The 22,443-nt window shown below is 65.2% G+C and carries 23 protein-coding genes; 14 read left to right on the forward strand and 9 right to left on the reverse strand.

Annotated features, from left to right (window positions below; genetic code table 11):
* Positions 1-15 precede the first annotated feature (15 nt).
* From lipB to AC3G7M_RS04015, 9 genes are all read left to right on the forward strand, one after another.
* On the forward strand, positions 16-741 hold the full coding sequence (gene lipB, locus AC3G7M_RS03975) for a lipoyl(octanoyl) transferase LipB (protein WP_489214419.1): 726 nt from the start codon (positions 16-18) through the stop codon (positions 739-741).
* Between the two features lie 115 nt (positions 742-856).
* Positions 857-2,206, forward strand: a complete 1,350-nt coding sequence (gene secY / locus AC3G7M_RS03980) for a preprotein translocase subunit SecY (RefSeq protein WP_489214420.1) — start codon at positions 857-859, stop codon at positions 2,204-2,206.
* Positions 2,203-2,889: an adenylate kinase gene (locus AC3G7M_RS03985; RefSeq protein ID WP_489214421.1), complete on the forward strand. Its 687-nt coding sequence runs from the start codon at positions 2,203-2,205 to the stop codon at positions 2,887-2,889. The genes secY and AC3G7M_RS03985 overlap by 4 nt, the downstream gene beginning before the upstream one ends.
* A 149-nt stretch (positions 2,890-3,038) precedes the next feature.
* Positions 3,039-3,416, forward strand: a complete 378-nt coding sequence (gene rpsM, locus AC3G7M_RS03990; RefSeq protein WP_489214422.1) for a 30S ribosomal protein S13 — start codon at positions 3,039-3,041, stop codon at positions 3,414-3,416.
* Positions 3,417-3,518: 102 nt separating this feature from the next.
* A complete protein-coding gene (gene rpsK, locus AC3G7M_RS03995; protein ID WP_489214423.1) occupies positions 3,519-3,914 on the forward strand; it encodes a 30S ribosomal protein S11 in 396 nt (131 codons plus the stop codon).
* A 96-nt stretch (positions 3,915-4,010) separates the two neighbouring features.
* On the forward strand, positions 4,011-5,030 hold the full coding sequence (locus AC3G7M_RS04000) for a DNA-directed RNA polymerase subunit alpha (RefSeq protein WP_489214424.1): 1,020 nt from the start codon (positions 4,011-4,013) through the stop codon (positions 5,028-5,030).
* Positions 5,031-5,092: 62 nt separating this feature from the next.
* Entirely contained in the window at positions 5,093-5,527 is a 435-nt protein-coding gene (gene rplQ / locus AC3G7M_RS04005; RefSeq protein ID WP_489214425.1) for a 50S ribosomal protein L17, read from the forward strand.
* Positions 5,528-5,679: 152 nt separating this feature from the next.
* Positions 5,680-6,990, forward strand: coding sequence for a replication-associated recombination protein A (locus AC3G7M_RS04010; protein WP_489215948.1), 1,311 nt, complete (start codon positions 5,680-5,682; stop codon positions 6,988-6,990).
* On the forward strand, positions 6,987-7,973 hold the full coding sequence (locus AC3G7M_RS04015; protein WP_489214426.1) for an RluA family pseudouridine synthase: 987 nt from the start codon (positions 6,987-6,989) through the stop codon (positions 7,971-7,973). Before AC3G7M_RS04010 ends, AC3G7M_RS04015 begins: the two co-directional genes overlap by 4 nt.
* Here the strand turns inward: AC3G7M_RS04015 and AC3G7M_RS04020 are convergent.
* The 4 genes from AC3G7M_RS04020 to AC3G7M_RS04035 form a co-directional block, all read right to left on the reverse strand.
* On the reverse strand, positions 7,970-8,887 hold the full coding sequence (locus AC3G7M_RS04020) for an NAD(P)-dependent oxidoreductase (protein WP_489214427.1): 918 nt from the start codon (positions 8,885-8,887) through the stop codon (positions 7,970-7,972). The genes AC3G7M_RS04015 and AC3G7M_RS04020 overlap by 4 nt on opposite strands.
* Before the next feature lie 55 nt (positions 8,888-8,942).
* A complete protein-coding gene (locus tag AC3G7M_RS04025; protein WP_489214428.1) occupies positions 8,943-9,764 on the reverse strand; it encodes a GNAT family N-acetyltransferase in 822 nt (273 codons plus the stop codon).
* Positions 9,765-10,289, reverse strand: a complete 525-nt coding sequence (locus AC3G7M_RS04030; protein WP_489214429.1) for a Fur family transcriptional regulator — start codon at positions 10,287-10,289, stop codon at positions 9,765-9,767. It abuts the gene before it with no gap.
* Positions 10,290-10,434: 145 nt separating this feature from the next.
* Entirely contained in the window at positions 10,435-10,878 is a 444-nt protein-coding gene (locus tag AC3G7M_RS04035; protein WP_489214430.1) for a Ros/MucR family transcriptional regulator, read from the reverse strand.
* Positions 10,879-11,166: 288 nt separating this feature from the next.
* Here AC3G7M_RS04035 and AC3G7M_RS04040 point away from each other — a divergent pair, with 288 nt between their 5' ends.
* Genes AC3G7M_RS04040 through AC3G7M_RS04060 form a run of 5 tightly spaced genes read left to right on the forward strand, consistent with a single transcriptional unit; the run spans position 11,167 to position 15,894 of the window.
* Positions 11,167-11,340: a sulfurtransferase TusA family protein gene (locus tag AC3G7M_RS04040; RefSeq protein ID WP_489214431.1), complete on the forward strand. Its 174-nt coding sequence runs from the start codon at positions 11,167-11,169 to the stop codon at positions 11,338-11,340.
* Between the two features lie 2 nt (positions 11,341-11,342).
* On the forward strand, positions 11,343-12,467 hold the full coding sequence (locus AC3G7M_RS04045; RefSeq protein WP_489214432.1) for a glycosyltransferase family 4 protein: 1,125 nt from the start codon (positions 11,343-11,345) through the stop codon (positions 12,465-12,467).
* Positions 12,467-13,759: an O-antigen ligase family protein gene (locus AC3G7M_RS04050; RefSeq protein ID WP_489214433.1), complete on the forward strand. Its 1,293-nt coding sequence runs from the start codon at positions 12,467-12,469 to the stop codon at positions 13,757-13,759. The genes AC3G7M_RS04045 and AC3G7M_RS04050 overlap by 1 nt, the downstream gene beginning before the upstream one ends.
* Before the next feature lie 60 nt (positions 13,760-13,819).
* On the forward strand, positions 13,820-14,818 hold the full coding sequence (locus AC3G7M_RS04055) for a CobW family GTP-binding protein (RefSeq protein WP_489214434.1): 999 nt from the start codon (positions 13,820-13,822) through the stop codon (positions 14,816-14,818).
* A gap of 8 nt (positions 14,819-14,826) precedes the next feature.
* Complete coding sequence (locus AC3G7M_RS04060; protein WP_489214435.1) at positions 14,827-15,894, forward strand: WD40 repeat domain-containing protein; 1,068 nt, start codon at positions 14,827-14,829, stop codon at positions 15,892-15,894.
* 180 nt (positions 15,895-16,074) lie between these two features.
* Here the strand turns inward: AC3G7M_RS04060 and xylB are convergent, their stop codons facing one another.
* The 5 genes from xylB to ahpC all read right to left on the reverse strand — a co-directional run bounded on the left by xylB (position 16,075) and on the right by ahpC (position 22,196).
* Positions 16,075-17,556: a xylulokinase gene (gene xylB / locus AC3G7M_RS04065; protein ID WP_489214436.1), complete on the reverse strand. Its 1,482-nt coding sequence runs from the start codon at positions 17,554-17,556 to the stop codon at positions 16,075-16,077.
* Positions 17,553-18,821, reverse strand: coding sequence for a DNA polymerase IV (locus tag AC3G7M_RS04070; RefSeq protein ID WP_489214437.1), 1,269 nt, complete (start codon positions 18,819-18,821; stop codon positions 17,553-17,555). Before AC3G7M_RS04070 ends, xylB begins: the two co-directional genes overlap by 4 nt.
* A 69-nt stretch (positions 18,822-18,890) precedes the next feature.
* A complete protein-coding gene (locus AC3G7M_RS04075) occupies positions 18,891-19,832 on the reverse strand; it encodes a LysR substrate-binding domain-containing protein (RefSeq protein WP_489214438.1) in 942 nt (313 codons plus the stop codon).
* Between the two features lie 122 nt (positions 19,833-19,954).
* Positions 19,955-21,535 (reverse strand): alkyl hydroperoxide reductase subunit F, encoded by a 1,581-nt coding sequence (ahpF, locus tag AC3G7M_RS04080; RefSeq protein WP_489214439.1) that lies wholly within the window; start codon positions 21,533-21,535, stop codon positions 19,955-19,957.
* Between the two features lie 94 nt (positions 21,536-21,629).
* The gene (ahpC, locus tag AC3G7M_RS04085) at positions 21,630-22,196 is read right to left on the reverse strand and encodes an alkyl hydroperoxide reductase subunit C (RefSeq protein WP_489214440.1); all 567 of its coding nucleotides are present in this window, start codon (positions 22,194-22,196) and stop codon (positions 21,630-21,632) included.
* Positions 22,197-22,443 lie beyond the last annotated feature (247 nt).

Consider the following 22,443-nt stretch of genomic DNA (forward strand, 5'->3'; position numbering starts at 1 on the left):
GCCGGGGTATAGCCAATGATTGAGACGGCAGCAATCGACGATTTGCCATCCGATGCACGCATAGATGTGGCATCAGATACGCGTGTTCAGTGGGACATTGCCGAGGGCCTGACCCCCTATCCGGCGGCTCTGGCCGGCATGGAAGCCTCCGTCCGCGCCATCCGCGCGGGGACCGCACCCGAGCGCGTCTGGTTCGTGGAACACCCCCCGCTCTACACGGCGGGCAGTTCCGCCCGGCCCGAGGATCTGCAGGCGCCGGACCGGTTTCCGACCTTCGCGGCCGGGCGCGGCGGCCAGTGGACCTATCACGGACCCGGCCAGAGGGTGGCCTATGTCATGCTTGATCTGGACCGCGCCCATGGCCGCGTGCCCGCGCGGGACCTGCGCGCCTATGTCCAGGGGCTGGAAGAATGGCTGATCTTGACGCTCGACCGGTTCAATATCCGGGGTGAGCGGCGGCCGGGCCGGGTCGGCATCTGGATTGCCGATACGCCAGCGGGGACCGAGGCCAAGATCGGGGCCATCGGCGTGCGCGTGACGCGCTGGGTGACCTGGCATGGCGTCTCCCTCAATCTGGAACCGCAGCTTGACCACTTCGCAGGCATTGTTCCTTGCGGCATCCGCGAGTATGGGGTGACAAGCCTTCATGCGCTCGGGATAATCGTCAGCATGGCCGAACTGGATGCGGCCCTGGCGGCGAGTTGGATGGAGGTCTTCGGCAGTCCGCTGATCAGGGGCTGACGGGGTGGCCCCGGCTGTGGCAGCGGGGCCGGGTTTTGAGAGTCTTCGGAAGAAGACGGGCGCTGAGGTTACGGCGATGGCCGGCCCGTGCCCGTCGCATTGATGGGAACCTGGGATGGCCTCGGCGGCCGAACAACTAGCGGCAAATTTGAACTTCGGCACCTTCGCGAAGGCGACCGAACTCAAGAAGCGGATTTGGTTTACCCTGGGGGCGCTGCTCGTCTTCCGGCTTGGCACCTATATCCCGGTCCCCGGTGTCGATCCGGCGGTGATGAGCCAGCTGATGACGCGCTCGGGCGGCGGCATCCTGGGGATGTTCGACATGTTCTCGGGCGGTGCGCTGGGCCGCATGACCGTCTTCGCGCTGAACATCATGCCTTACATCAGTGCGAGCATCATCATTCAGCTGATGTCTTCCGCCATCCCCTCGCTGGAGGCGATGAAAAAGGAAGGTGACAGCGGTCGCCGCCGGCTGAACCAATATACCCGCTATCTCACCGCCCTGATCGCGATCTTCCAGAGCTACGGCATTGCCGTCGGGCTGGAGAGCATGCGCGGCAGTCTGGGGGCGGCCGTCGTCGACCCCGGCCTGTTCTTCCGCTTTACCTGCGTGGTCACGCTGGTGGGCGGCACCATGTTCCTGATGTGGATCGGCGAGCAGATCACCGCGCGCGGCATCGGCAACGGCTCCAGCCTCATCATCTTCGCCGGCATCGTCGCCAACCTGCCGAGCGCGCTTGTGCATCTTCTGGAACTCGGCAAGACCGGCGCGCTGTCGCCGATCTTTGTGCTGGCCTTCATCATCGGCGCCATCGTCATCATCGGCTTCGTGGTCTTCATGGAGCGCGCGCAGCGCCGCATCATCATCCAATATCCGAAACGCCAGGTCGGCCAGCGAGTCTATGGCGGCGAATCCAGCCATATGCCGCTGAAGATCAACACGGCCGGCGTCATTCCGCCGATCTTCGCGAGTTCCATCCTGCTGATCCCTGCGACCGTCATTGGCTTCTCGCATGCCGCCGGCACCGGTCCGGGCTGGCTGCAGTGGCTGGCGGGGTCGCTGGCCCACGGCCAGCCGGTCTATATGATCCTCTATGCCGCGATGATCATCTTCTTCTCCTATTTCTATACGGCGGTGGTCTTTAACCCCGAGGAGACGGCGACCAATCTGAAAAAGCAGGGCGGCTTCATCCCCGGCATCCGGCCGGGCAGCAATACGGCCTCCTATTTCGACCGCATCCTGACCCGTCTGACGACGATCGGCGCGATCTACCTGGTGGTGGTCTGCCTGGTGCCCGAATGGCTCATCGGCCATTTCAGCCTGCCCTTCTATTTTGGCGGGACAAGCCTGCTGATTATTGTCTCCGTCACTATGGACACGGTGACGCAAATCCAGTCCCATCTGATCGCGCATCAATATGAAGGCCTGATCAAACGGGGCCGTGGGCGCGGGAGGGGCCGATGAACATCATTCTTCTGGGGCCACCGGGAGCCGGCAAGGGCACCCAGGCCAAGGGGCTGCAGCTGCGCCACGGCATTGCCCAGATTTCGACGGGTGACATGTTGCGCTCCGAAGTCGCGGCCGGCTCCGAAATCGGGCTTCGCGCCAAGGAGATCATGGGCAAGGGTGGCCTCGTCTCCGACGATATCCTCGTCGCCATGATCGCCGCGCGCATCCAGAAGCCGGACTGCGGCCCTGGCTTCATTCTGGATGGCTTTCCCCGCACCGTGCCGCAGGCCGAGGCGCTGGACGCCATGCTGGAGGCCAGCGGCTCCGGGATCGACGCGGTGATCGAGCTGCGGGTGAACGACGCCGTGCTGATCGAGCGCATCGCCGGGCGGTTCAGCTGCGCCAAATGCGGCGCGAGCTACAACGACCACACGCATCTGCTGAAGGTGGCCGACACCTGCGATCTCTGCGGTGCCCACGAGTTCATCCGCCGCCCCGATGACAAGCGTGAGGTCGTCACAGCCCGCCTGGAGGCGTACAACCGCCAGACCGCACCCCTGCTGCCCTATTATGCGGCGCAGGACCGGCTGCGCGTGGTTGACGGTCTAGCCGATATTGACGAGGTCGCCGGCATGATCGAAGCCGCCTTGGAGACCCTGCCTCAGCGCAGAGTCTCCCATGCGCTCACGCAAAGTTGATCTACGGCGGTTGACTCTGAGTTAGGGGCGGCGCTATTCCGCACCTCCACCGATCGAGGGCATGGGTCCTGGTCGGTACTTTTTCTCGGCCATATCCGGGACGACCAGCTGAACGCACCGGAGCGTTCGGCGCTTGAGGAGTGTGAAGCGTGGCGCGTATTGCCGGGGTGAACATCCCGACCAACAAGCGGGTGGTCATTAGTCTGCGTTATATCTATGGCATCGGCCCGACCAATGCGGTGCAGATCTGCGACCGTCTCGGGATCGGCCATGACCGCCGGGTTAACCAGCTATCTGACGATGAAATTCTCCGCATCCGTGAGCTGATCGACCGCGAATTCCGCGTCGAAGGCGATCTGCGGCGTGAAGTGTCGATGAACATCAAGCGTCTGATGGATCTCGGCTGCTATCGCGGTCTGCGTCATCGTCGTGGTCTTCCGGTTCGTGGTCAGCGCACCCACACAAATGCCCGCACCCGCAAGGGCAAGGCCGTGGCGATCGCCGGTAAGAAGAAGGTGGCTCGCTAAGGGTTTTACCCGCAGCGTCCCACTTTGCGTTGGAACTTTTTGCGACGCTTTGGCCGCCCGGTTATGCCGTGGCGGCCACGTCATCAGTGACAGGATTGATCTATGGCGAAGCCCGCCGCCTCGACTCGCCCTCGTAAAAAAGAGCGCAAGAACATCAGCTCGGGCGTGGCGCATGTTGCCGCGACCTTCAATAACACCGTGGTGACCATCACCGACGCCCAGGGCAATACCATTGCCTGGTCTTCGGCCGGTGCCCAGGGTTTCAAGGGTAGCCGCAAGTCCACCCCCTACGCGGCGCAGATGGCGGCGGAAGACGCTGGCCGCAAGGCCCGCGAACACGGCATGGAGAACCTCGAGATCGAGGTGAGCGGCCCCGGCTCCGGCCGCGAAAGCGCGCTCCGCGCCCTGCAGACCGTCGGTTTCTCGGTCAGCTCCATTCGGGACACCACGGCTGTTCCGCATAATGGCTGCCGTCCGCGCAAGCGCCGCCGCGTCTGACGGATCGTCTGGCCGTCCTGTTGCCGGATATGCCGGCCCTTTCCGTCTGATGTGGGAAGGGCTCTGGCGCCCGGCGTGATCTTTTAAGAGGCGAACGTGGTATTGCAGAGAAACTGGGAATCGCTGATCAAACCCGAGAAGCTTGACGTCGAGCCGGGTAACGATCCCTCCTGCGTGGCCACCGTTGTGGCGGAGCCGCTGGAGCGCGGCTTTGGCATGACGCTCGGCAACGCGATCCGCCGCATCCTCCTGTCGTCCCTGCAGGGTGCGGCTGTGACGGCCGTGCAGATCGACGGTGTGTTGCACGAATTCAGCACCATCCCCGGCGTCCGCGAGGACGTGACCGACATCGTGCTGAACGTGAAGCAGCTTGCGCTGCGCATGCACGGCGAAGGTCCCAAGCGCATGATGCTGTCGGCCACCGGCCCCGGCGAAGTGCGTGCCGAGCAGATCCAGGCCGGCCATGACATCGAAATCATGAACCCCGACCTCGTCATCTGCACGCTGGACGAGGGCATGAAGCTGGGCATGGAATTCACGGTCAATATCGGCAAGGGCTATGTTCCGGCCTCCGCCAACCGCCCGGAAGATGCGCCGATCGGCCTTATCCCGGTCGATTCGATTTATTCGCCGGTGAAGCGCGTGTCCTACAAGGTGGAGCCGACCCGCGTGGGTCAGGTCACCGACTATGACAAGCTGCTGCTGACGGTGGAGACCAACGGCGCCGTGACCCCGGAAGATTCCGTGGCGCTCGCCGCGCGCATCCTGCAGGACCAGCTCCAGCTGTTCATCAACTTCGACGAGCCGCAACAGCTTCGCCTGGAAGAGCAGCAGGACGACCTGCCGTTCAACCGCAATCTGCTTCGCAAGGTCGACGAACTCGAGCTTTCCGTCCGCAGCGCCAACTGCCTGAAGAACGACAACATCGTCTATATCGGCGATCTCGTTCAGAAGAGTGAGCAGGAGATGCTGCGCACGCCGAATTTCGGCCGCAAGTCGCTGAACGAAATCAAAGAAGTGCTGACCGCTATGGGTCTCGCGCTGGGCATGAATGTCCAGGGCTGGCCGCCTGAGAATATCGAAGACCTCGCCCGCCGGCTCGAAGAGCCGTTCTGACGCACGGCTTCCCCCTAACCGCGTTTTGACAATCAGCACGCACAGGTCAAAGGACTGAAACCATGCGTCACGGCGTTTCCGGGCGTAAGCTCGGCGTTACCTCTACCCACCGCGCTGCCATGTTCCGCAACATGGCGGTGGCTCTCATCAAGCATGAGCAGATCACCACGACGCTGCCCAAGGCGAAGGAGCTGCGGCCTGTCGCCGAGAAGCTCGTGACCCTCGGCAAGCGTGGCGGCCTGCATGCCCGCCGCCAGGCCTATGCCCAGCTGCGCGATGAGACCATCGTCACGAAGCTGTTCGCGGCGCTGGCCGATCGCTACAAGACCCGCGCGGGCGGCTATACCCGCGTGCTGAGGGCCGGCATCCGCTATGGCGATGCCGCCCCGATGGCGATCATCGAATTCGTCGACCGCGACCCCGCGGCCAAGGGCCAGGACAGCGGCCCGAAGCCGGACGTCGTGACCGAGGACGAGGGTCTCGCCGGCGAGGCGTGATCCCCAAAGGCCCCGCGCCTGAGGTATGAAAAGGGCGGACCCGCAAGGTCCGCCCTTTTTCGTTGATACGATCTGAAGGACACAGCTTGGCCCGTTCCCCCTCTGCCTCTGGCGATCTCTTCGGCGCTGAACCGCCCGAGCCTGGTGCGGCCATGCCGGCGCGCGGTGGCACGGCGCGGGGGAAATTGCGGCCGCTCGCCGACCGGCTGCGGCCTGGGACGCTGGGTGACGTCACGGGGCAGGACCATTTGCTCGGACCCCAGGGAACGCTGACCCGCATGCTGGAACGCGGGTCGCTGACCTCGCTCATTCTATGGGGGCCGCCGGGCGTCGGCAAAACCACCATTGCACGCCTGATTGCCGAACAGGCCGGGCTGGTCTTTACCCAGATATCCGCGGTCTTTTCGGGTGTCGCCGACCTCAAGCGGGTGTTTGAGGAGGCCGCGCGCCGCAGCCGCACGGGCGAAGGCACGCTGCTGTTCGTCGATGAAATCCATCGCTTCAACCGGTCCCAGCAGGATGCGTTTCTGCCGGTGGTGGAGGAAGGCATCGTCACGCTGGTGGGCGCGACGACCGAAAACCCGTCCTTCGCGCTGAACGGCGCGCTGCTCTCGCGCTGTCAGGTCCTGGTCCTCAAGCGCCTCGACGACGCGGCGCTCAGCCAGTTGATGGAGCGGGCCGAGAGCGAGGTCGGCCGCCTGCTGCCGCTGACGCAAGAGGGGCGGGCGACGCTGGCCGCCATGTCCGACGGCGACGGGCGCTATCTGCTCAATATGGCCGAGCAGCTTTTCTCGCTCCCCGACGAGCAGGAAGCGCTGGACCCCGCGGGCCTGGCGGATCTGCTGTCCAAGCGGGCGGCGCTGTATGACAAGGACCGCGAGGAGCACTACAATCTCATCTCCGCGCTGCATAAGTCGCTGCGCGGCTCGGACCCCAATGCGGCGCTGTACTGGTTTGCGCGCATGCTGGAAGGCGGCGAGGACCCCCGCTATATCGCGCGCCGGCTGCTGCGCTTTGCGGCCGAAGATATCGGCATGGCCGATCCGCAGGCGCTGGTGATGACGGAAACCGCCTGGACGACCTATGAGCGCCTGGGCAGCCCCGAAGGTGAATTGGCCCTCGCTCAGGCCGTCGTCTATCTGGGCACGGCGCCCAAGTCGAACGCCGTCTATACGGCCTTTGGTGCGGCGAAGCGGGCCGCGAAAGCGACCGGCAGCCTGATGCCGCCGGCGCATATCCTGAACGCGCCGACCAAGCTGATGCGCGACCTCGGCTATGGTGACGGCTATGCCTATGACCACGGTCAGGAAGAGGCTTTTTCCGGCGAGAACTATTTTCCAGATGGGATGGAGCGTGACGAATTCTACCAGCCTGTCGAGCGCGGCTTTGAGCGCGAGATCGGCAAGCGTCTTGATTATTGGGCCAAGCTGCGCCTGCAGCGTGAGCGGGAGCGTGGCGAATGAGTGGCGTTGAAGAACGCGTCGTCTCGGACGATGAGGCCGATATCCGGCTGGACCGCTGGTTCCGCCGTCATTTTCCGGGCCTGACCCAGGGCGCCATCGAAAAGCTGTGCCGCACCGGCCAGATCCGTGTTCTGGGCAAGCGCGCCGAGGCTTCCACCCGTCTTCAAGCGGGCCAGAGCATACGCATCCCGCCGCCCGTGCAGGCGGCGATGGCGCATGAAGCGCCGAAGGCCGCGCCCAGCATGGATTCCCGCACCATCAAAGAGCTGGAGCGGATGGTGCTCTATCGCGATGCGTGGCTGATCGTCATCAACAAGCCGCCCGGTCTTGCGACCCAGGGCGGCCCCGGCATCACCCGCCATCTGGACGGCATGCTGGACGGTCTGCGCTTCGATGCGCCCGACCGGCCGCGCCTGGTCCACCGGCTGGACCGCGACACCTCGGGCGTTCTGCTGCTGGCGCGCTCCCCCGGCAATGCCGCCAAGCTTGCCGCCGCCTTTCGCACGCGCAAGGTCGAGAAGACCTATTGGGCGATCGTGAAGGGCCTGCCGGTGCCGCTGGAAGGCCGCATCGACCATCCGCTGACCCGCGTGCAGGGGCTGGGCGGCGCCCGCAGCGCCATCGCCCATCCATCCGACCCCGACGCTCAGAAGGCGGTGACGGAATACGAGACGCTGGACAAGGCCGGGCGCAGCTTCAGCTGGCTGGGCCTGTATCCGCATACCGGCCGCACGCATCAGCTGCGGGTGCATTGTTCGGCGCTGGGCAATCCGATCCTGGGCGATGTCGCCTATGGCGGTGAGTCGGAGATGGAAACGGTCACCGGGCGGCTGCATTTGCATGCCCGCGGGGTGCATCTGCCGCATCCGGCCGGCGGCACGCTGACCGTGAGCGCGCCTCTGCCTGCTCATATGGAAGAGACCTTCCGTCAGCTCGGCTTCGTCAACCCGGCGCCCGAGGCACCGCGCCGCGTCAAGGGTTAGGCTTCCGGCACCACGATGCGGTCGGCGGGCACCACGCCGCCGGTCAGCCGGGCGACGACGCATTCGGCGGCATCGACCGCCATTTGCGTCATCGACCCCGCCGAGACGCCGGCGACGTGCGGCGTCAGCAGGATGCGCGGATGGGTGCGGAAGGGGTGCTCGGGCGGCGGCGGCTCAGGCTCCGTCACATCAAGCCCGGCACCCGCGATATGGCCGGAATCGAGCGCCTCCAGCAAAGCGGCCTGATCGATCAGACCGCCGCGCGCGGTATTGACGATGAAGGTGCCTTTGCGCATCCGCGCGAGCGCCGCCGGGCCGATCATGCCCCGCGTCTCGGGCGTCAGCGCGGTATGGAGGGAGATGACGTCGCTCGTCTCCAGCAGCCGCTCCAGGCTCTCCGCCCGCGCCGCATGGGCATAGACCTCCGGCGCCGTTTGGCGGGAGAAGGCGCTGACCGTCATCCCGAAGGCCGAAGCCATGCGGGCGGTATACTGGCCGATAGCCCCCATGCCGATGAGGCCGAGGCGTGCGCCATAGGCGTCGCCCACCCATAGAGTGCCGGCGCGCCATTCGCCGGCTGCAACCTGATGCGGCAGCACATGCAGCTGCTTGATGAGGGCGAGCATGAGGGCGATCGTATGCTCGGCGACGGCGCGGGCATTGGCGCCGGGCGTGCGGGTGATGAGCAGGCCGCGGCGGCGCGCGGCCTCCAGATCGACCTCATCGGTGCCGGCGCCGTGGCGGGCGATAATGCAGAGATGCGGCGAGGCGTCCATCACGGCGGCGGTGATGGGACCCTGGCGGGCGATGATGGCGGCCGCACCGATGTCGGCCGCCCTGGCCGCAACAAGCGCCGCGGGAGGGAAGGCTTCCGTATAGTGCAGATCCAGGCCCGCGCTTTCCAGGAGAGCCACGCCCTCCTGCGCTAGCAGCGGAGAGGTGACCAATACGCTCAAAGCCCCCATCGGCTCAGCGCCGGTCCCGCTCGAAATGCCGGTAATATTTGCCCGTAACGAGGTCGCTTTGCACGAGGATCGCGACGTCGGTGGTGTTGAACTGCGTATCCACCACAGCACCGTCACCCACGAAGCCGCCAAGGCGCAGATAGCCCTTGATCAGTGGTGGCAGGCTGACGAGCACCTGGCGTGCATCGATATCAGCTGGGTTCATGCGCTGCATGTCGACATAGCGCGCGGGCAGCGCCTTCATGCGGATATCCGGCGGCGCCAGATGATGGGCGTGCAGATAGGTCAGTTCAGCCGCGAGTGCATCGACATCCGTGCCCGGCAGGCTGGCGCAGCCGAACATGAGATCGATGTTATGGGCGAAGATATAGGCAGCGATCCCGCGCCACAGCAGCTGCATGGCGGCGCGCCCGCGATAGCTGGCATCGACGCAGGAGCGGCCGAGTTCAAGCACGCGGCCGGGAAAGCGCTCGATCAGCGAGATGTCGTATTCATCGGCTGAATAGAAGCGGCCGATGGTCTCCGCCGCTTCCCGCCGGATGAGGCGATAGGTGCCGACGACGGCATCCGGCCCGTCGCCCAGATCATGATCGACGACGAGAAGGTGGTCGGCGACGGCGTCATAGCGGTCACTGTCGCGGCCGCTGCGGGCGGCCGCTTCGTCGGGATGGGCGCCGAGTTCTTCGTAGAAGACGCGATAGCGCAGCGCCTGGGCGGCATCCAGCTCATCGGCCGTGCGCGCAATGCGGAGACCGAGATTGCCGGCCCGCAATTCACCGATGCCTTCCTCGCGTTCGAGGCCGGGCAGGGGCTCGATGACGCTCACTTAATGCCCACGGTCGGCCTCGGGGCCGTTTGCGACGCGTTGCGTGGATTCGGCGGGCGCGCCGGGTCGGGTCAGGCGCCGCTTCTGCGGCGCGGGGGCATCCGCCGCGACCGTCTGCGCGGGCATGCGCCGGCCAAAGAGTTCAAGTCGGTGCGAGACGAGATCGAAACCCAGCCGGGTCGCGATGGCGCGGATCGCATCCTCCAGCTCGGCATCGATGAATTCGGTGACGCGGCCGGTCTCGACATCGACGATATGATGATGGGGGCCCGGGGTCGCAGGCTCATAGCGGGCGCGGCCACCACCGAAATCATGACGTTCCAGGATGCCGTTTTCCTCAAACAGCCGCACGGTGCGATAGACGGTCGCGATCGACATGCGATTGTCGAGGGCGACAGCCCGCCGATACAGCTCTTCAACGTCCGGGTGGTCCTCGGCCTCGGAAAGAACGCTGGCGATGACGCGGCGCTGCCCCGTCATTTTCAGGCCTTTATCGATGCACAGGCGCTCGATGCGCGACATCATCGGTTGGTTTCCGGTTCTATCCCCGCCGCTTCGGGCGTTACGATCGCGGCGTTCAGCAGGGCGCTCTGCCAAGCCAATGGCCATGAGCGACCGTTATAGGGGGAGCCGCCGGAGGAGGCAAAGCTCCACAATAGCGCGGCTGACGTCAGCCAGCCCTGCCGCCACGACCGGAACCCGCTTTCACCGGTACCCGCGGCTTGGTGCCGAGGCCGATCTTTTTGGCGAGCGAGGAGCGCTGGCGCGCATAATTGGGGGCGACCATCGGATAGTCGGGCGGCAGGCCCCAGCGCTCGCGATACTGTTCCGGCTCGAGATTGTAGGCGGTCTTCAGATGGCGCTTCAGCATCTTCAGCTTTTTGCCGTCTTCCAGGCAAATGATGTAATCGCCAAAAACGCTCTTCTTGACGGGAACAGCCGGCTGAGGCTTCTCAACCACTTCGGGCTGCGCGCCGACATTGGACAGCGTGCGGAAGACTTCCTGGATCAGCGCGGGGAGCGCTTCGGGCGCTACGGTATTGTGAGACACATGGGCCGAGACGATTTGGGCGGTCCAGCCAAGGACACTCAGATTGGCGGCATCGTCAGACATTCAACATTCTCCTGGCCGGATGATAAGGCACTTAGGCTGCCGTGCTAAATATTTCCAAGATACACGGCCGTATAGGTAGAATTCAGACAATCCAGAGATGTCATGATGCGTGGCTTTTATAAGATGCGCCGCCGATTCGCTTCATATCTACCGCTTTAAGCCTAATCGGGGCAACAAGCTTAACAGATCATCAAGTAAAGCCATCCCATGACAGCAAATACATCTGGTGCGGCATTTCTTGATGTCACCACCGATACCTGCCCGATGACCTTTGTCAGAACACGTTTGATGCTCGAGCGTCTGCCGGAAGGGGCTTATTTGCGCGTTCGTCTACGCGGCGCGGAGCCGCGCGACAGCGTGCCGCGGATGGCAGAGAGCCAGGGTCATGTGATCATCGAGCGGATTGTGGACGAGGACCCGGATATTCTTGAGATCATCATCCGGCGTGGTCCGAAAGCCTGACCATGGCTGAGCCTTTTCCGAAACGCGTGGCCGTGGTTCTGCCGCCGCGCGAAGGCTTCGGCCCGCAATCGGCCGGCGCCATCGCTTTGCTGCAAGTCCGGCTGGCCACGCCTGACCCGGCCGTCCCGTCTGGTTTCGCCGTGACGATCGTCGGCGCGAAGCAGCGGGGGACGGTCTTTCCCCTGCCCTATCTGCCGGCCGAGGAGCGCTGGTCGCTATGGGGGTCTGACGCGGGCTATGCCGCGGCGGTGGCCCGCGTGCTGGACCGGCTGCAGCCCGATCTGATCGAAATCCATAACCGCCCCGATCTTGCCCGGCGCCTGGCCCGACGATTCCCGCCGCGGCGCATCGCTCTGTTTTTGCACAATGATCCGCGCGCCATGCGCGGCGCCCGGACGGCAGCGGCGCGCGCGGCCCTGTCTGGCACACTCGGCGCGGTGATCTGCGTCTCCCGCTTTCTGGCCGATTGCTGGCTGGAGGGGACCCGCGCTGCGGCCGGCACAGCGCCCCGCGTGCTGCCCAATTCGCTCGATCTCAGCGCGCTGCCGGCGTCGCTGCCGCCAGCCGCGCGCGACCGGACGATTGTCTTTGCCGGGCGCGTGGTGGCCGACAAAGGCGCCGATAGTTTCGTCGCGGCCTGTGCGGAAGCGCTGCCACATCTGCCCGGCTGGCAGGCGGTGATGATCGGGGCCGACCGGTTTCGCCCCGACAGCCCGGAAACACCCTTTACGGAAAGCCTGAGAGACAGGGCGGAGCATGCCGGGATCGCGCGGCTGGGCTACCGGGATCACGCAGCCGTGATGGCGGCGCTGAGCACGGCCGCCATCGCCATGGTGCCCAGCCGCTGGCAGGAGCCTTTCGGTCTCGCGGCGCTGGAAGCGATGGCCGCCGGTGCGGCCCTTGTGACCTCGGGGCGTGGGGGACTGGGCGAATTGGCGTCTGGCGCCTCTGTGGTGATCGATCCCGATGATGTATCGGGTATCGCGGCGGTGCTGATCCAATTGGCGCATGACCAGGCCCGGCGCGCTTCTCTGTCTCAGGCGGGTCTGGACCGGGCGCGGGCCTATGATTTGCCGGAAGCCCGCCGCCGGCTTGACGCCTTGAGAATGGAACTGCTGACCTCGTGATGCCGCTCAGTCTTCTTTTGCAACGTATCGCCCTGGTCGCGGTGCTGCTGGTGACGCCCGCTTTGCTCAATGCGCGGGCGCTGGCCGATATTTTCTTTTCCCTGACGGCCCTTCTGTTCCTGGTCCAATGCGCGCGGACGGGCCACTGGTCCTGGCTGCGCCAGGGCTGGGTGCCTGTCGCGGGCGCCTGGTGGATCTGGGAGATGATCTGCTCCCTGCCCTTGCCGCCGCCCTTCCACGGCACGTGGCCGAATTTCGTCCAGGCCCTGGTCATGGTACGCTACGGCGTTTTCGCCGTGGCGCTCGAATACTGGGTGCTGCGCGATCCGCGGCCCCGCCTGTGGCTGCGCTGGGTGGTGCATGCGGTGACGGCCTATATCTGCGCCGGCGTGCTGTATCAGTATGCGTTCGGCAAGAATTTCTATGGCTACGGCCGCTGGGCCGATGGCGAGTTGACCGGCCCTTTCTACAAGCCGCGCGCCGCACCGGAACTGGTGCGCATCCTGTTTCCCGCGGTGCTGCCGCCGGTGATGACGCTGATTTCCCGCAAGTCCTTTCTGTATAAGGCCGCGGGTGTGGCGATCGCCGCCCTTGGCATCGCCTGCATGGTGCTGATCAGCCAGCGGATGCCGGTACTGCTGACGCTGCTGGGCCTGGCCGTCTCGGCGCTGTTCCTGCCGAAGTTGCGTCCCGTCGCGATCGGGCTGGTGGTGGTAGGCGGCCTGGTGATCGCGGCCTCACCGGTCATTTCACCGCAGACCTATTACCGGCTGGTCGAGAAATTCACCACGCAGATGGACCATTTCCGCTCCAGCCCCTACGGGCTGCTGCTGCGCCGCGCCGATGAAATCACCGAGCAAAATCCGATCTTCGGGCGCGGCTTCAACGGTTTCCGCGACGGCTGCCCGGAGACGCGCTACTGGGTGGGCTGGACCAAAGCGCCGGGCGATGATGGCGGCGGCCTGCCCACCTGCAAGCAGCATCCGCATAACTTCTACCTGCAGGCGAGCACCGATGGCGGCTATCCCGGCCTGATCCTGTTCTCGCTGATGGTGCTGGCCTGGCTGCGGGAACTATCGCGCGGCCTGTGGCGCAACCCGACCGCGGTGCGGGTGGGGATTTTCGCGGCCGCCTTCATTCACCTGTGGCCGATCGCCTCGACCAGCGCCTTTCTCAGCCTGCCGGTCAGCGGCTATTTCTTTGTCATTCTCGGCTGGGGCCTGGCTGAGACGCGATGGCGCCAGGACACGCCTGCGGCCAGAGCAGAGCCTGCCCCTCGCCCCGCCGAATGAGCGGACCTATATAGTCCTTGAGAGAATTTCGCTGTTGCCTTCGTGACCCGGAGTAGTCCCATGCCCGATACCGTCGCCGAAACAATCGGCACCACCGGCCAGACCCTTGTTCCTGTGACCGTGCTCACCGGCTATCTGGGGGCCGGCAAGACCACGCTGCTGAACCGCATCCTGACCGAGAATCACGGCAAGAAATACGCCGTTATCGTCAACGAATTCGGTGAGCTTGGCGTCGATAACGACCTTGTCGTCGATGCCGACGAAGAAGTTTTCGAGATGAATAACGGCTGCATCTGCTGCACCGTGCGTGGCGATCTGATCCGCATTCTGGCGGGGCTGATGAAGCGCCGCACCAAGTTCGACGGCATCATCATCGAGACCACCGGCCTCGCCAATCCGGCACCGGTGGCCCAGACCTTCTTCGTCGACGAGGGTGTGCGCGCGAAGGCGCGGCTGGATGCGATCGTGACCGTGGTCGATGCCCTGAACCTGCCTGCGCGTCTGGCCGATAGTGCCGAGGCCGCGGCGCAGATTGCCTTCGCCGATGTCATCCTGCTCAACAAGATCGACCTGGTGACGACCTCCGAGCTGACGGCGGTGGAGGCGCGCATTCGCGCCATCAATGCCATCGCGCCCATCATCCGGTCGGAAAAGTCCAATGTCGCGATCGAAGCGGTGCTGGAGCGCAAGGCCTTCGACCTCAACCGCATTCTCGCTCTCGACCCGGACTTCCTCGAGTCAGACGAGCACGAGCATAACGAAGAGATCAGCAGCATGAGCTTCACGGTCTCCCGCCCGATCGACCCGCAGAAGTTCAACGGCTGGATCGGCGCGCTGCTCAACGCCAAGGGCGCGGACCTGCTGCGGACCAAGGGCATTCTGGACTATACCGGAGAGGATCGCCGCTTCGCCTTCCAGGCCGTGCATATGATCGCCGATGGCGATTTCATCGGCCCCTGGAAAGAGGGCGAAAAGCGTCAGAGCCGCATCGTCTTCATCGGCCGTGACCTCAACCGGCCGCAGCTTCGCCGCGGCTTCGAATCCTGCCAGGTGGATTGAACCGCTTCATGTCCTTCGCTCAATCCCCCATCCGGGACAATCTCGTCGAGACGCGCGGCGCTCACCGTGCCTTGGATGCCTATGTCGTGCAGATCGCCTTCGACCGTGGTGGCGCTTTCGTCGCCTTCGGCCTGGGTGACGGTACCGTGCATTTCGCCGATTTCGCCGATCCGGCGGCGGACTGGGCCCAGGTCACGGTGCATGAAGGCGCCGTGCTGGGCCTGGCCGCCGATGTCATGCCCGGCGCCGTCATTACCGGCGGCGACGACGGCGACTTTCGCCGCGTCAAGCCGGACGGCGAGGCGGTGACGCTGAGCGATCTCGGCTCCAAATGGGTGGAGCATGTGGCGACCTTCGCGCCCGGCCGCGGCCGGGACAAGGATGTGCCGATTTTGGCCTGCGCGGCGGGCAAACAGGTCCATCTGTTCGATGCGCGCGGCCAGAAGCTGAAGGTGCTGGAGCATCCCTCCACCGTCACCGGCATGAGCTTCGACAATCGCGGCAAGCGAATCGCGGCCTCGCATTACAGCGGCGCCAGCATCTGGTTCGTCGCCGCCAAGACCGATGCGCCGCGGCGGCTGGAATGGAAGGGCAGCCATATCGGCGTCGCTTTGCATCCCGACGGTGAATCCGTTGTCACCAGCATGCAGGAGAATGCGCTGCACGGCTGGCGTCTGTCGGACGGCCAGCACATGCGGATGAGCGGCTATCCGACCAAGCCGGAATCGATCTCCTTCTCGCGCTCAGGCCGATGGCTCGCCTCGTCCGGCGCGGATACGGTGGTGGCCTGGCCCTTCTTCGGCGGTGGCCCGATGGGCAAGCCGCCGCTGGAACTGGCAGGCGGGGCCAGCGTGATCGTGTCACGCGTGCTGTTCAATCCGCGCTCGGATGTAGTCGCGGCAGGCTTCGCGGATGGCCGCGTGGTGCTGGCCGATATCGAGTCCCAGCGGATTATCCCTGTGGCCCCGCCGGGCCATGGTGCGGTGTCGGCGCTGGCCTGGAACGATAGCGGCAGCCATCTCGCCTTCGGCACCGAGCAGGGCTTTGCGGCCGTGGTGGATCTGTCCAAGCGCTAGAGCGTGTCGGCCCTTGGTTGAAACAGCTTACCCCGTCATGCCCACGCAAGTGGGCATCGTCTTGACCGTCGCAGTCGGCATCTCTCCGGGAATGGCGCTGCGCCGTGAGACGATACCCGCTTTCGCGGGTATGACGGTGTTGGACGGCCAATTCCGACCGAAAATGAAAACTGACAAGCGCTAACCGGCAGTCGGTTTGTCGCGCCGGAATTCCGGTTTCAGGCTGCGATAAAGGCTGCGATAGGCCTCCAGCCGTGGCAGATAGGCCTCCGCCAAGGCCGTATCGGGTGCGATCCGCTCGATGATTTCGGGCTGGGCCGCGACCAGACCGCCGCCCGCCGCCATGCGGCCGAGGCGGGCGGCGCCGAACGCCGCGCCATGGGCGCCATCGGCAAAGCGATTGAGCGTGAGGCCGGTGGCCGACGCGATGATCCGCGCCCAAAGCCGGCTGCGGGCGCCACCGCCGATGAAACCTGCCTCCCCCACCGCGATCCCGGCCGTATTCAAGGCCGCCACGCCGTCCGCCAGGCTGAAGGCGACACCTTCCAGCACGGACTGGATCATCTGGGCGCGGTTGCTGTCGGGCGTCAGGCCGAACAGCACGCCGCGTGCCCAGGGGTCGTTATGCGGGCTGCGCTCGCCCGTCAGGTAGGGCAGAAACAGAAGCGGACTTGGACCGGTGAATCCGGCCTCGACCTCCTCCAGCAGGGACGCGATATCCGCGGCACCCCCCAGCCGGCTCATGGTCGCGAGCGCGCTGGCGCCATTGAGCACGGCAGCCATGGCGCTCCAGCGGCCGGGCAGGCAGTGGCAGAAGCTATGGACCGCGCGTTCCGGGGCCGGGCGATAGTCGCGGGTCGCGACGAAGACCTGACCGGAGGTGCCCAGCGAGACGAAGCTGCTGCCGTCTTCCACCACGCCGATGCCGAGGCCCCCGGCCAGCGTATCCCCGGCCCCGCCGGCAACGACTGTCGAGGGCGAGAGGCGGAAGCGATGGGCGATGTCAGGCCGCACGGTGCCTGTGGCTTCCGGGCTTTCGACGATCGGCGGCAGCAGGCGGGGGTCTAGTCCGATGCGGCGGATAGCGGCCTCGCTCCAGCACCGGCGTTCCTGATCCAGCAGCCAGGTGCCGGCGGCATCCGTCACATCGGTCACGTAATTGCCGGTCAGATGCAGGCGGATGACGTCCTTGGGCAGCAGCAGGCGCCGGGCGCGATCCATTACGCCCGGCTCATGCCGTTGCAGCCACAGGATTTTGGGCGCGGTGAGACCGGCCATGGCGGGCACGCCAAGCAGACGGGAAAGCTCCGTGCCTTCTGCCTGCAGCGCTTCCGCCTCGGCCTCGGCGCGGCCGTCATTCCACAGCATGGCGGGACGAACGGGCCTGTCTTCGGCGTCGAGCAGACAAAGCCCGTGCATCTGGCCGCTGAGGCCGATGCCGCGCACGCGCGCCATCAGGTCCGGGTGGCCGGCAGCGAGCTGGTCCAGCACCGCCTCCACCGCCTGCCACCAATCGCCAGGCTCCTGCTCGGAGGCCAGCGGCTGCGGATGCGTGGGCACCGGCACCGGAATGGAGACAGAGGCGAGAACCGCTTCGCGCTCATCGACAATAATGGCTTTGACGGCGGAGGTGCCGAGATCAATGCCCAAATAGCAGGTCATGGGGTGAAGCCTCGTCCGCGTCCGATGATGCTGGTGCCGAAGCGGTCCCTTAGCTGGTTCAGCGCCTGCTGGCGAGCGACCCGGCGGGCAGAATCAGGGTCGGCGAGGTCTGCCGGGTCGGCATCCCGCACAGGGCGGAGCGGCTGTGCGCCCAGGCCCAGCAAGCGGAAGCTGGTGCCATCGATCTCGCGCGCCAGCAGGCCGCGCCCCGCCTCATAGAGCAGATCCGGCAGGCCGGTGGGGACGGCAAGCCGCAGGCTGCGGGTGCGTAGCTTATGGTCACTGGTCTTGAGCTTCAGCGTGATGCCGCCGGCGGCGAAATCTTCTTTCCGCAGCCGCCGCCCGAGCTTTTCGGCGATCTGCCAGAGGATTTTTTCGAGGTCCACGAGGGTCGCGAGATCGGTGTCGAAGGTGGTTTCGGCGCTGATCGATTTCGTCTCCCGCACGGGTTCCACTCGGCGGTCATCCTCGCCGCGCGCGCGGCGGCTGAGTGCCGGGCCCTCCGGCCCCAGCAGGCGATAGGCGGTCTCGACATCCAGCGCCTGCAACTGGCTGAGGCGGGTGAAGCCGAGGCTGGCGAGGCGCGACGTCGCCGCCGGGCCGATGCCGGGGAGCAGGCTGACCGGCTCCGGCGCCAGGAGGCTCGCCGCTTCCGACCCGATGACGGAAAAGCCGCGCGGCTTATCGCGCTCGGCCGCCAATTTGGCGAGGAGGCGATTATGGGACAGGCCGACGGAAATGGTGACGCCGATCTCCGTCTCGACCCGGCGGGCGAGGCGCGCCAGCATGACCGCCGGCGGCGCGCGGTGCAGCGCTTCGGTGCCGGAAAGATCAAGCGCCGCCTCATCGATCGAAAGGGGTTCGACCAGAGGCGTCAAATCCGCCATGAGCGCGCGGATGCGGCGGGATTCGGTGACGTATTTTGCCATGTCCGGCTTCATCACCACCGCAGTCGGGCAGAGTTTCAGCGCCTTGAACATGGGCATGGCCGAGCGCACGCCCGATAGGCGCGCGATATAGCAGGCCGTGCTGACGACGCCGCGATGGGCACCGCCGATGATCAGCGGCCGGCTGGCGAGTTCCGGGTGATCGCGCTTCTCCACGCTCGCATAAAAGGCGTCGCAATCGATATGGGCGATGCTGAGGGTGAGAAGTTCCGGGTGGCTGATGAGCTGGCGCGATCCGCAGGTCATGCAGAGGCGCGGGGGCTGCCGGCCTGACGGGTCTTCACTGATGGCATCGCAGGATCGGCAAAGCGTCGGCATGGCGCGGGCGGCTCCGGGTGGGCCAATCTACCCGGCTTCGTGGCATGATGCCAGAAAGGCGGTCCTGCTTCAGGCGTCCGTCAGGGCGGGCGTGGTCGCCAGCGCGCGGGCGTCGAGCAGGCCAGGCGGCAGCAGGCTGCGGAAGGCCGCGGCCAGCTCATGCAGCAGGGGCTCGACCGCCGAGGTTTTGCGCCAGACGAGGGCGATGCGGCGGCTGGGATTGCCATCCTCGAAGGCGAGAAGATGGACGGGCCGGGAATAGGGCCCCATGCCATGCGTGGCCAGCGCCGGGATCAGCGTCATGCCGATGCCGGCCATGACCATCTGACGAAGGGTTTCCAGGCTGGTGGCGCGGAAGCCCGTCGTCTCGCGTGAGCCCGAGGTATCGCAGACCGCCAGGGCCTGATCGCGCAGGCAATGGCCGTCTTCCAGCAGCAGCAGATTATAGGGAGCAAGTTCGGCGATGCGGATGGTGTGCCGTCCGGCCAGCGCATGATTGCTCGGCACGGCAAGCAGAAAAGGTTCCTCGAACAGAAGTTCCGTCTGCAACTGCGTGTCATGCACGGGCAGCGCCAGGATGACGGCGTCCAGCTTGCCGTCCTGCAGGCGCTCCAGCAGCGGATCACTTTTTTCCTCGGTCAGGAAAAGTTCGAGATGCGGAAAACGGGTTTTGATGCCGGGCATGACATGCGGCAGCAGATAGGGTCCGAGCGTCGGGAAAATCCCCAGGCGCAGAATGCCCGATTCCGGCGCGCTCATCCGCTTGGCCGCTTCCTTGATGGCGGCGGCCTCGTTCAGAATGCGCCTAGCCCGCGTCGTGATGTCCTGCCCTGCCGGTGTCAGCATGACATTGCGGGGAGACCGCTCAAGCAGCGTGACGCCGAGTTCGTCTTCCAGCTTGCGGATCTGGGTGGAGAGCGTCGGCTGGCTGACCAGGCACGCCTCCGCCGCCCGCCGGAAATTGCGGTGATCCGCGAGGGCGACAAGATATTGCAGTTCGCGCAGGTTCATGTTTTCAAGCACCGATCGTCATGCGCGGCATGAAGCCGCGCATCTACCCGCCGGAGAGCGGCGATAGGTAGATCCGCGGACCAAGTCCGCGGATCACGATGATGGACGGGCTTGATCAATCCTTACGCAGCCTTCGCTTCTTCTGTTTGCGGCGCAGACGAGCGGATCAGATAATCGAAGGCCGAGAGCGAGGCCTTGGCCCCCTCGCCGGCGGCGATGATGATCTGCTTGTACGGTATTGTTGTGCAGTCACCAGCCGCAAAGACGCCGGGCAGCGACGTCTGGCCGTGGCCGTCGATGATGATCTCACCGCGCGGCGACAGGTCAAGCGTGCCCTTCAGCCAATCGGTATTCGGCAGCAGGCCGATCTGGACGAAGATGCCCTCCAGATCCAGCGTGTGATGCTGGCCGGTGACGCGGTTCTCATAGACCAGGCCGGAGACCTTCTGGCCGTCGCCCTTCACTTCGGTGCTGCGGGCGGAGACGAGCACGGTCACGTTCGGCAGGCTGTGCAGCTTGCGCTGCAGCACGGCGTCGGCGCGCAGCTTGGTGTCGAATTCGATCAGCGTGACGTGGCTGACGATGCCGGCAAGGTCGATCGCCGCCTCAACGCCGGAATTGCCGCCACCGATGACGGCGACGCGCTTGCCCTTGAACAGCGGACCGTCGCAATGCGGGCAATAGGCGACGCCCTTGTTGCGATAGACGTCTTCGCCGGGCACGCCCATCTGGCGCCAGCGCGCGCCGGTGGAGAGAATGACGGTCTTGGCCTTCAGCACCGCGCCGCTTTCCATATGGACCGCGAAATGGTCGCCCTCGCGGTTCAGCTCGGCCGCCTTCTGCAGGTTCATGATGCGGACGTCATTCTCGCGCACATGCGTCTCAAGCGCCTGGGCGAGCTTGGGGCCTTCGGTATGCGAGACGGAGATGAAGTTCTCGATGCCCATCGTATCCAGCACCTGGCCGCCGAAGCGTTCGGCCGCGACACCGGTGCGGATGCCCTTGCGCGCGGCATAGACGGCAGCGGCCGCCCCGGCGGGACCGCCGCCCACGATCAGCACCTCGAACGGCGCTTCGGCGGAGAGCTTCTTCGCCTCACGCCCGGCGGCGCCGGTATCAAGCTTGGCGACGATCTCTTCCACGCCCATGCGGCCCTGGCCGAAAACCTGGCCGTTGAGGAAGATGGTCGGCACCGACATGACCTGCCGCGCATCCACTTCCTGCTGGAACAGCGCGCCGTCGATCGCCGTATGCTTGATGCGGGGGTTGAGGACCGCCATCAGGTTCAGTGCCTGCACGACATCCGGGCAGTTCTGGCAGGAGAGCGAGAAATAGGTCTCGAAGGTGAAATCGCCGTCGAGGTCACGCACCTGGTCGATCACCGCCTGCTCCAGCTTGGACGGATGACCGCCGACCTGCAGGAGGGCCAGGACGAGAGAGGTGAATTCATGACCCATGGGCAGGCCCGCGAAGCGCAGGCTGATGTCCTGACCCGGTGTCGTCAGCGCAAAAGAGGGGGCGCGCTCGCCATCATCATGGGATTCGGACACGGAAATTTTGGCGGAGGCTTCCTGCAGCTCGTGCAGCAGCTCCATCATCTCACGGGATTTCGGGCTGTCATTGACCGAGGCCGCGATCTGGATGGGACGGACGGCCCGCTCCAGATAGGCCTTGAGCTGAGTCTTCAGATTGGCATCCAGCACGGGATGAACTCCGACGGCTAAAGGAGGGGCAAGGCTAGGTGAGGTGCCGCCTATCCCCGAAGGGACAGGCGGCGGTCGTCAGGAGAGGCGAGCCTCAGATCTTGCCGACGAGGTCGAGCGAGGGTGCGAGGGTCTTCTCACCCTCTTCCCACTTGGCGGGGCAGACTTCGCCCGGATGGGCGGCGACATACTGGGCGGCCTTGATCTTGCGGAGGAGGTCCTTCGCATTGCGGCCGATGCCTTCGGCAGTGATTTCGACGGCCTGAACAATACCTTCGGGATCGACGATGAAGGTGGCGCGGTCGGCCAGGCCCTCGCCTTCACGCATCACGCCGAAATTGTTGGTGACCGTGCCGGACGGGTCACCCAGCATGGTGTACTGGATCTTGCCGATGGTGTCAGACGCATCATGCCAGGCCTTGTGCACGAAATGCGTGTCGGTGGAGACGGAATAGACTTCCACGTCCATGCGGCGCAGCTCTTCGTAATGGTCAGCCACGTCGCCGAGTTCGGTCGGGCAGACGAAGGTGAAGTCGGCCGGATAGAAGAAGAACACGGCCCAGCTGCCGAGGACGTCCTGCTCGGAGACCTCGATGAACTTGCCCTGCTTATAGGCCTGGGTCTTGAAGGGTTTGATTTTGGTGTTGACGTTGATCGACATGCGAATTCCTTCTGGCTCAGTGCGAGTACCGCCGAAAAACACCATACTGCGCTGCACCATATCCGTAAAATAGATAAATACGAGAGAGTTGATAGATTTTATCTATCAATAGGGCGCGCTGGCTTAGCGGCGGCCAATCGTCTGAAATACCGGGCGAAATTACGCCTATGAACGGTCTGCACAGGCAGGCGCCCGCTTCGGGCAGGCATGTGCGGCATGGGTCTTGAATGGCAGCGCCCATCGCAAA

This window comes from Acidisoma sibiricum (assembly GCF_057837225.1).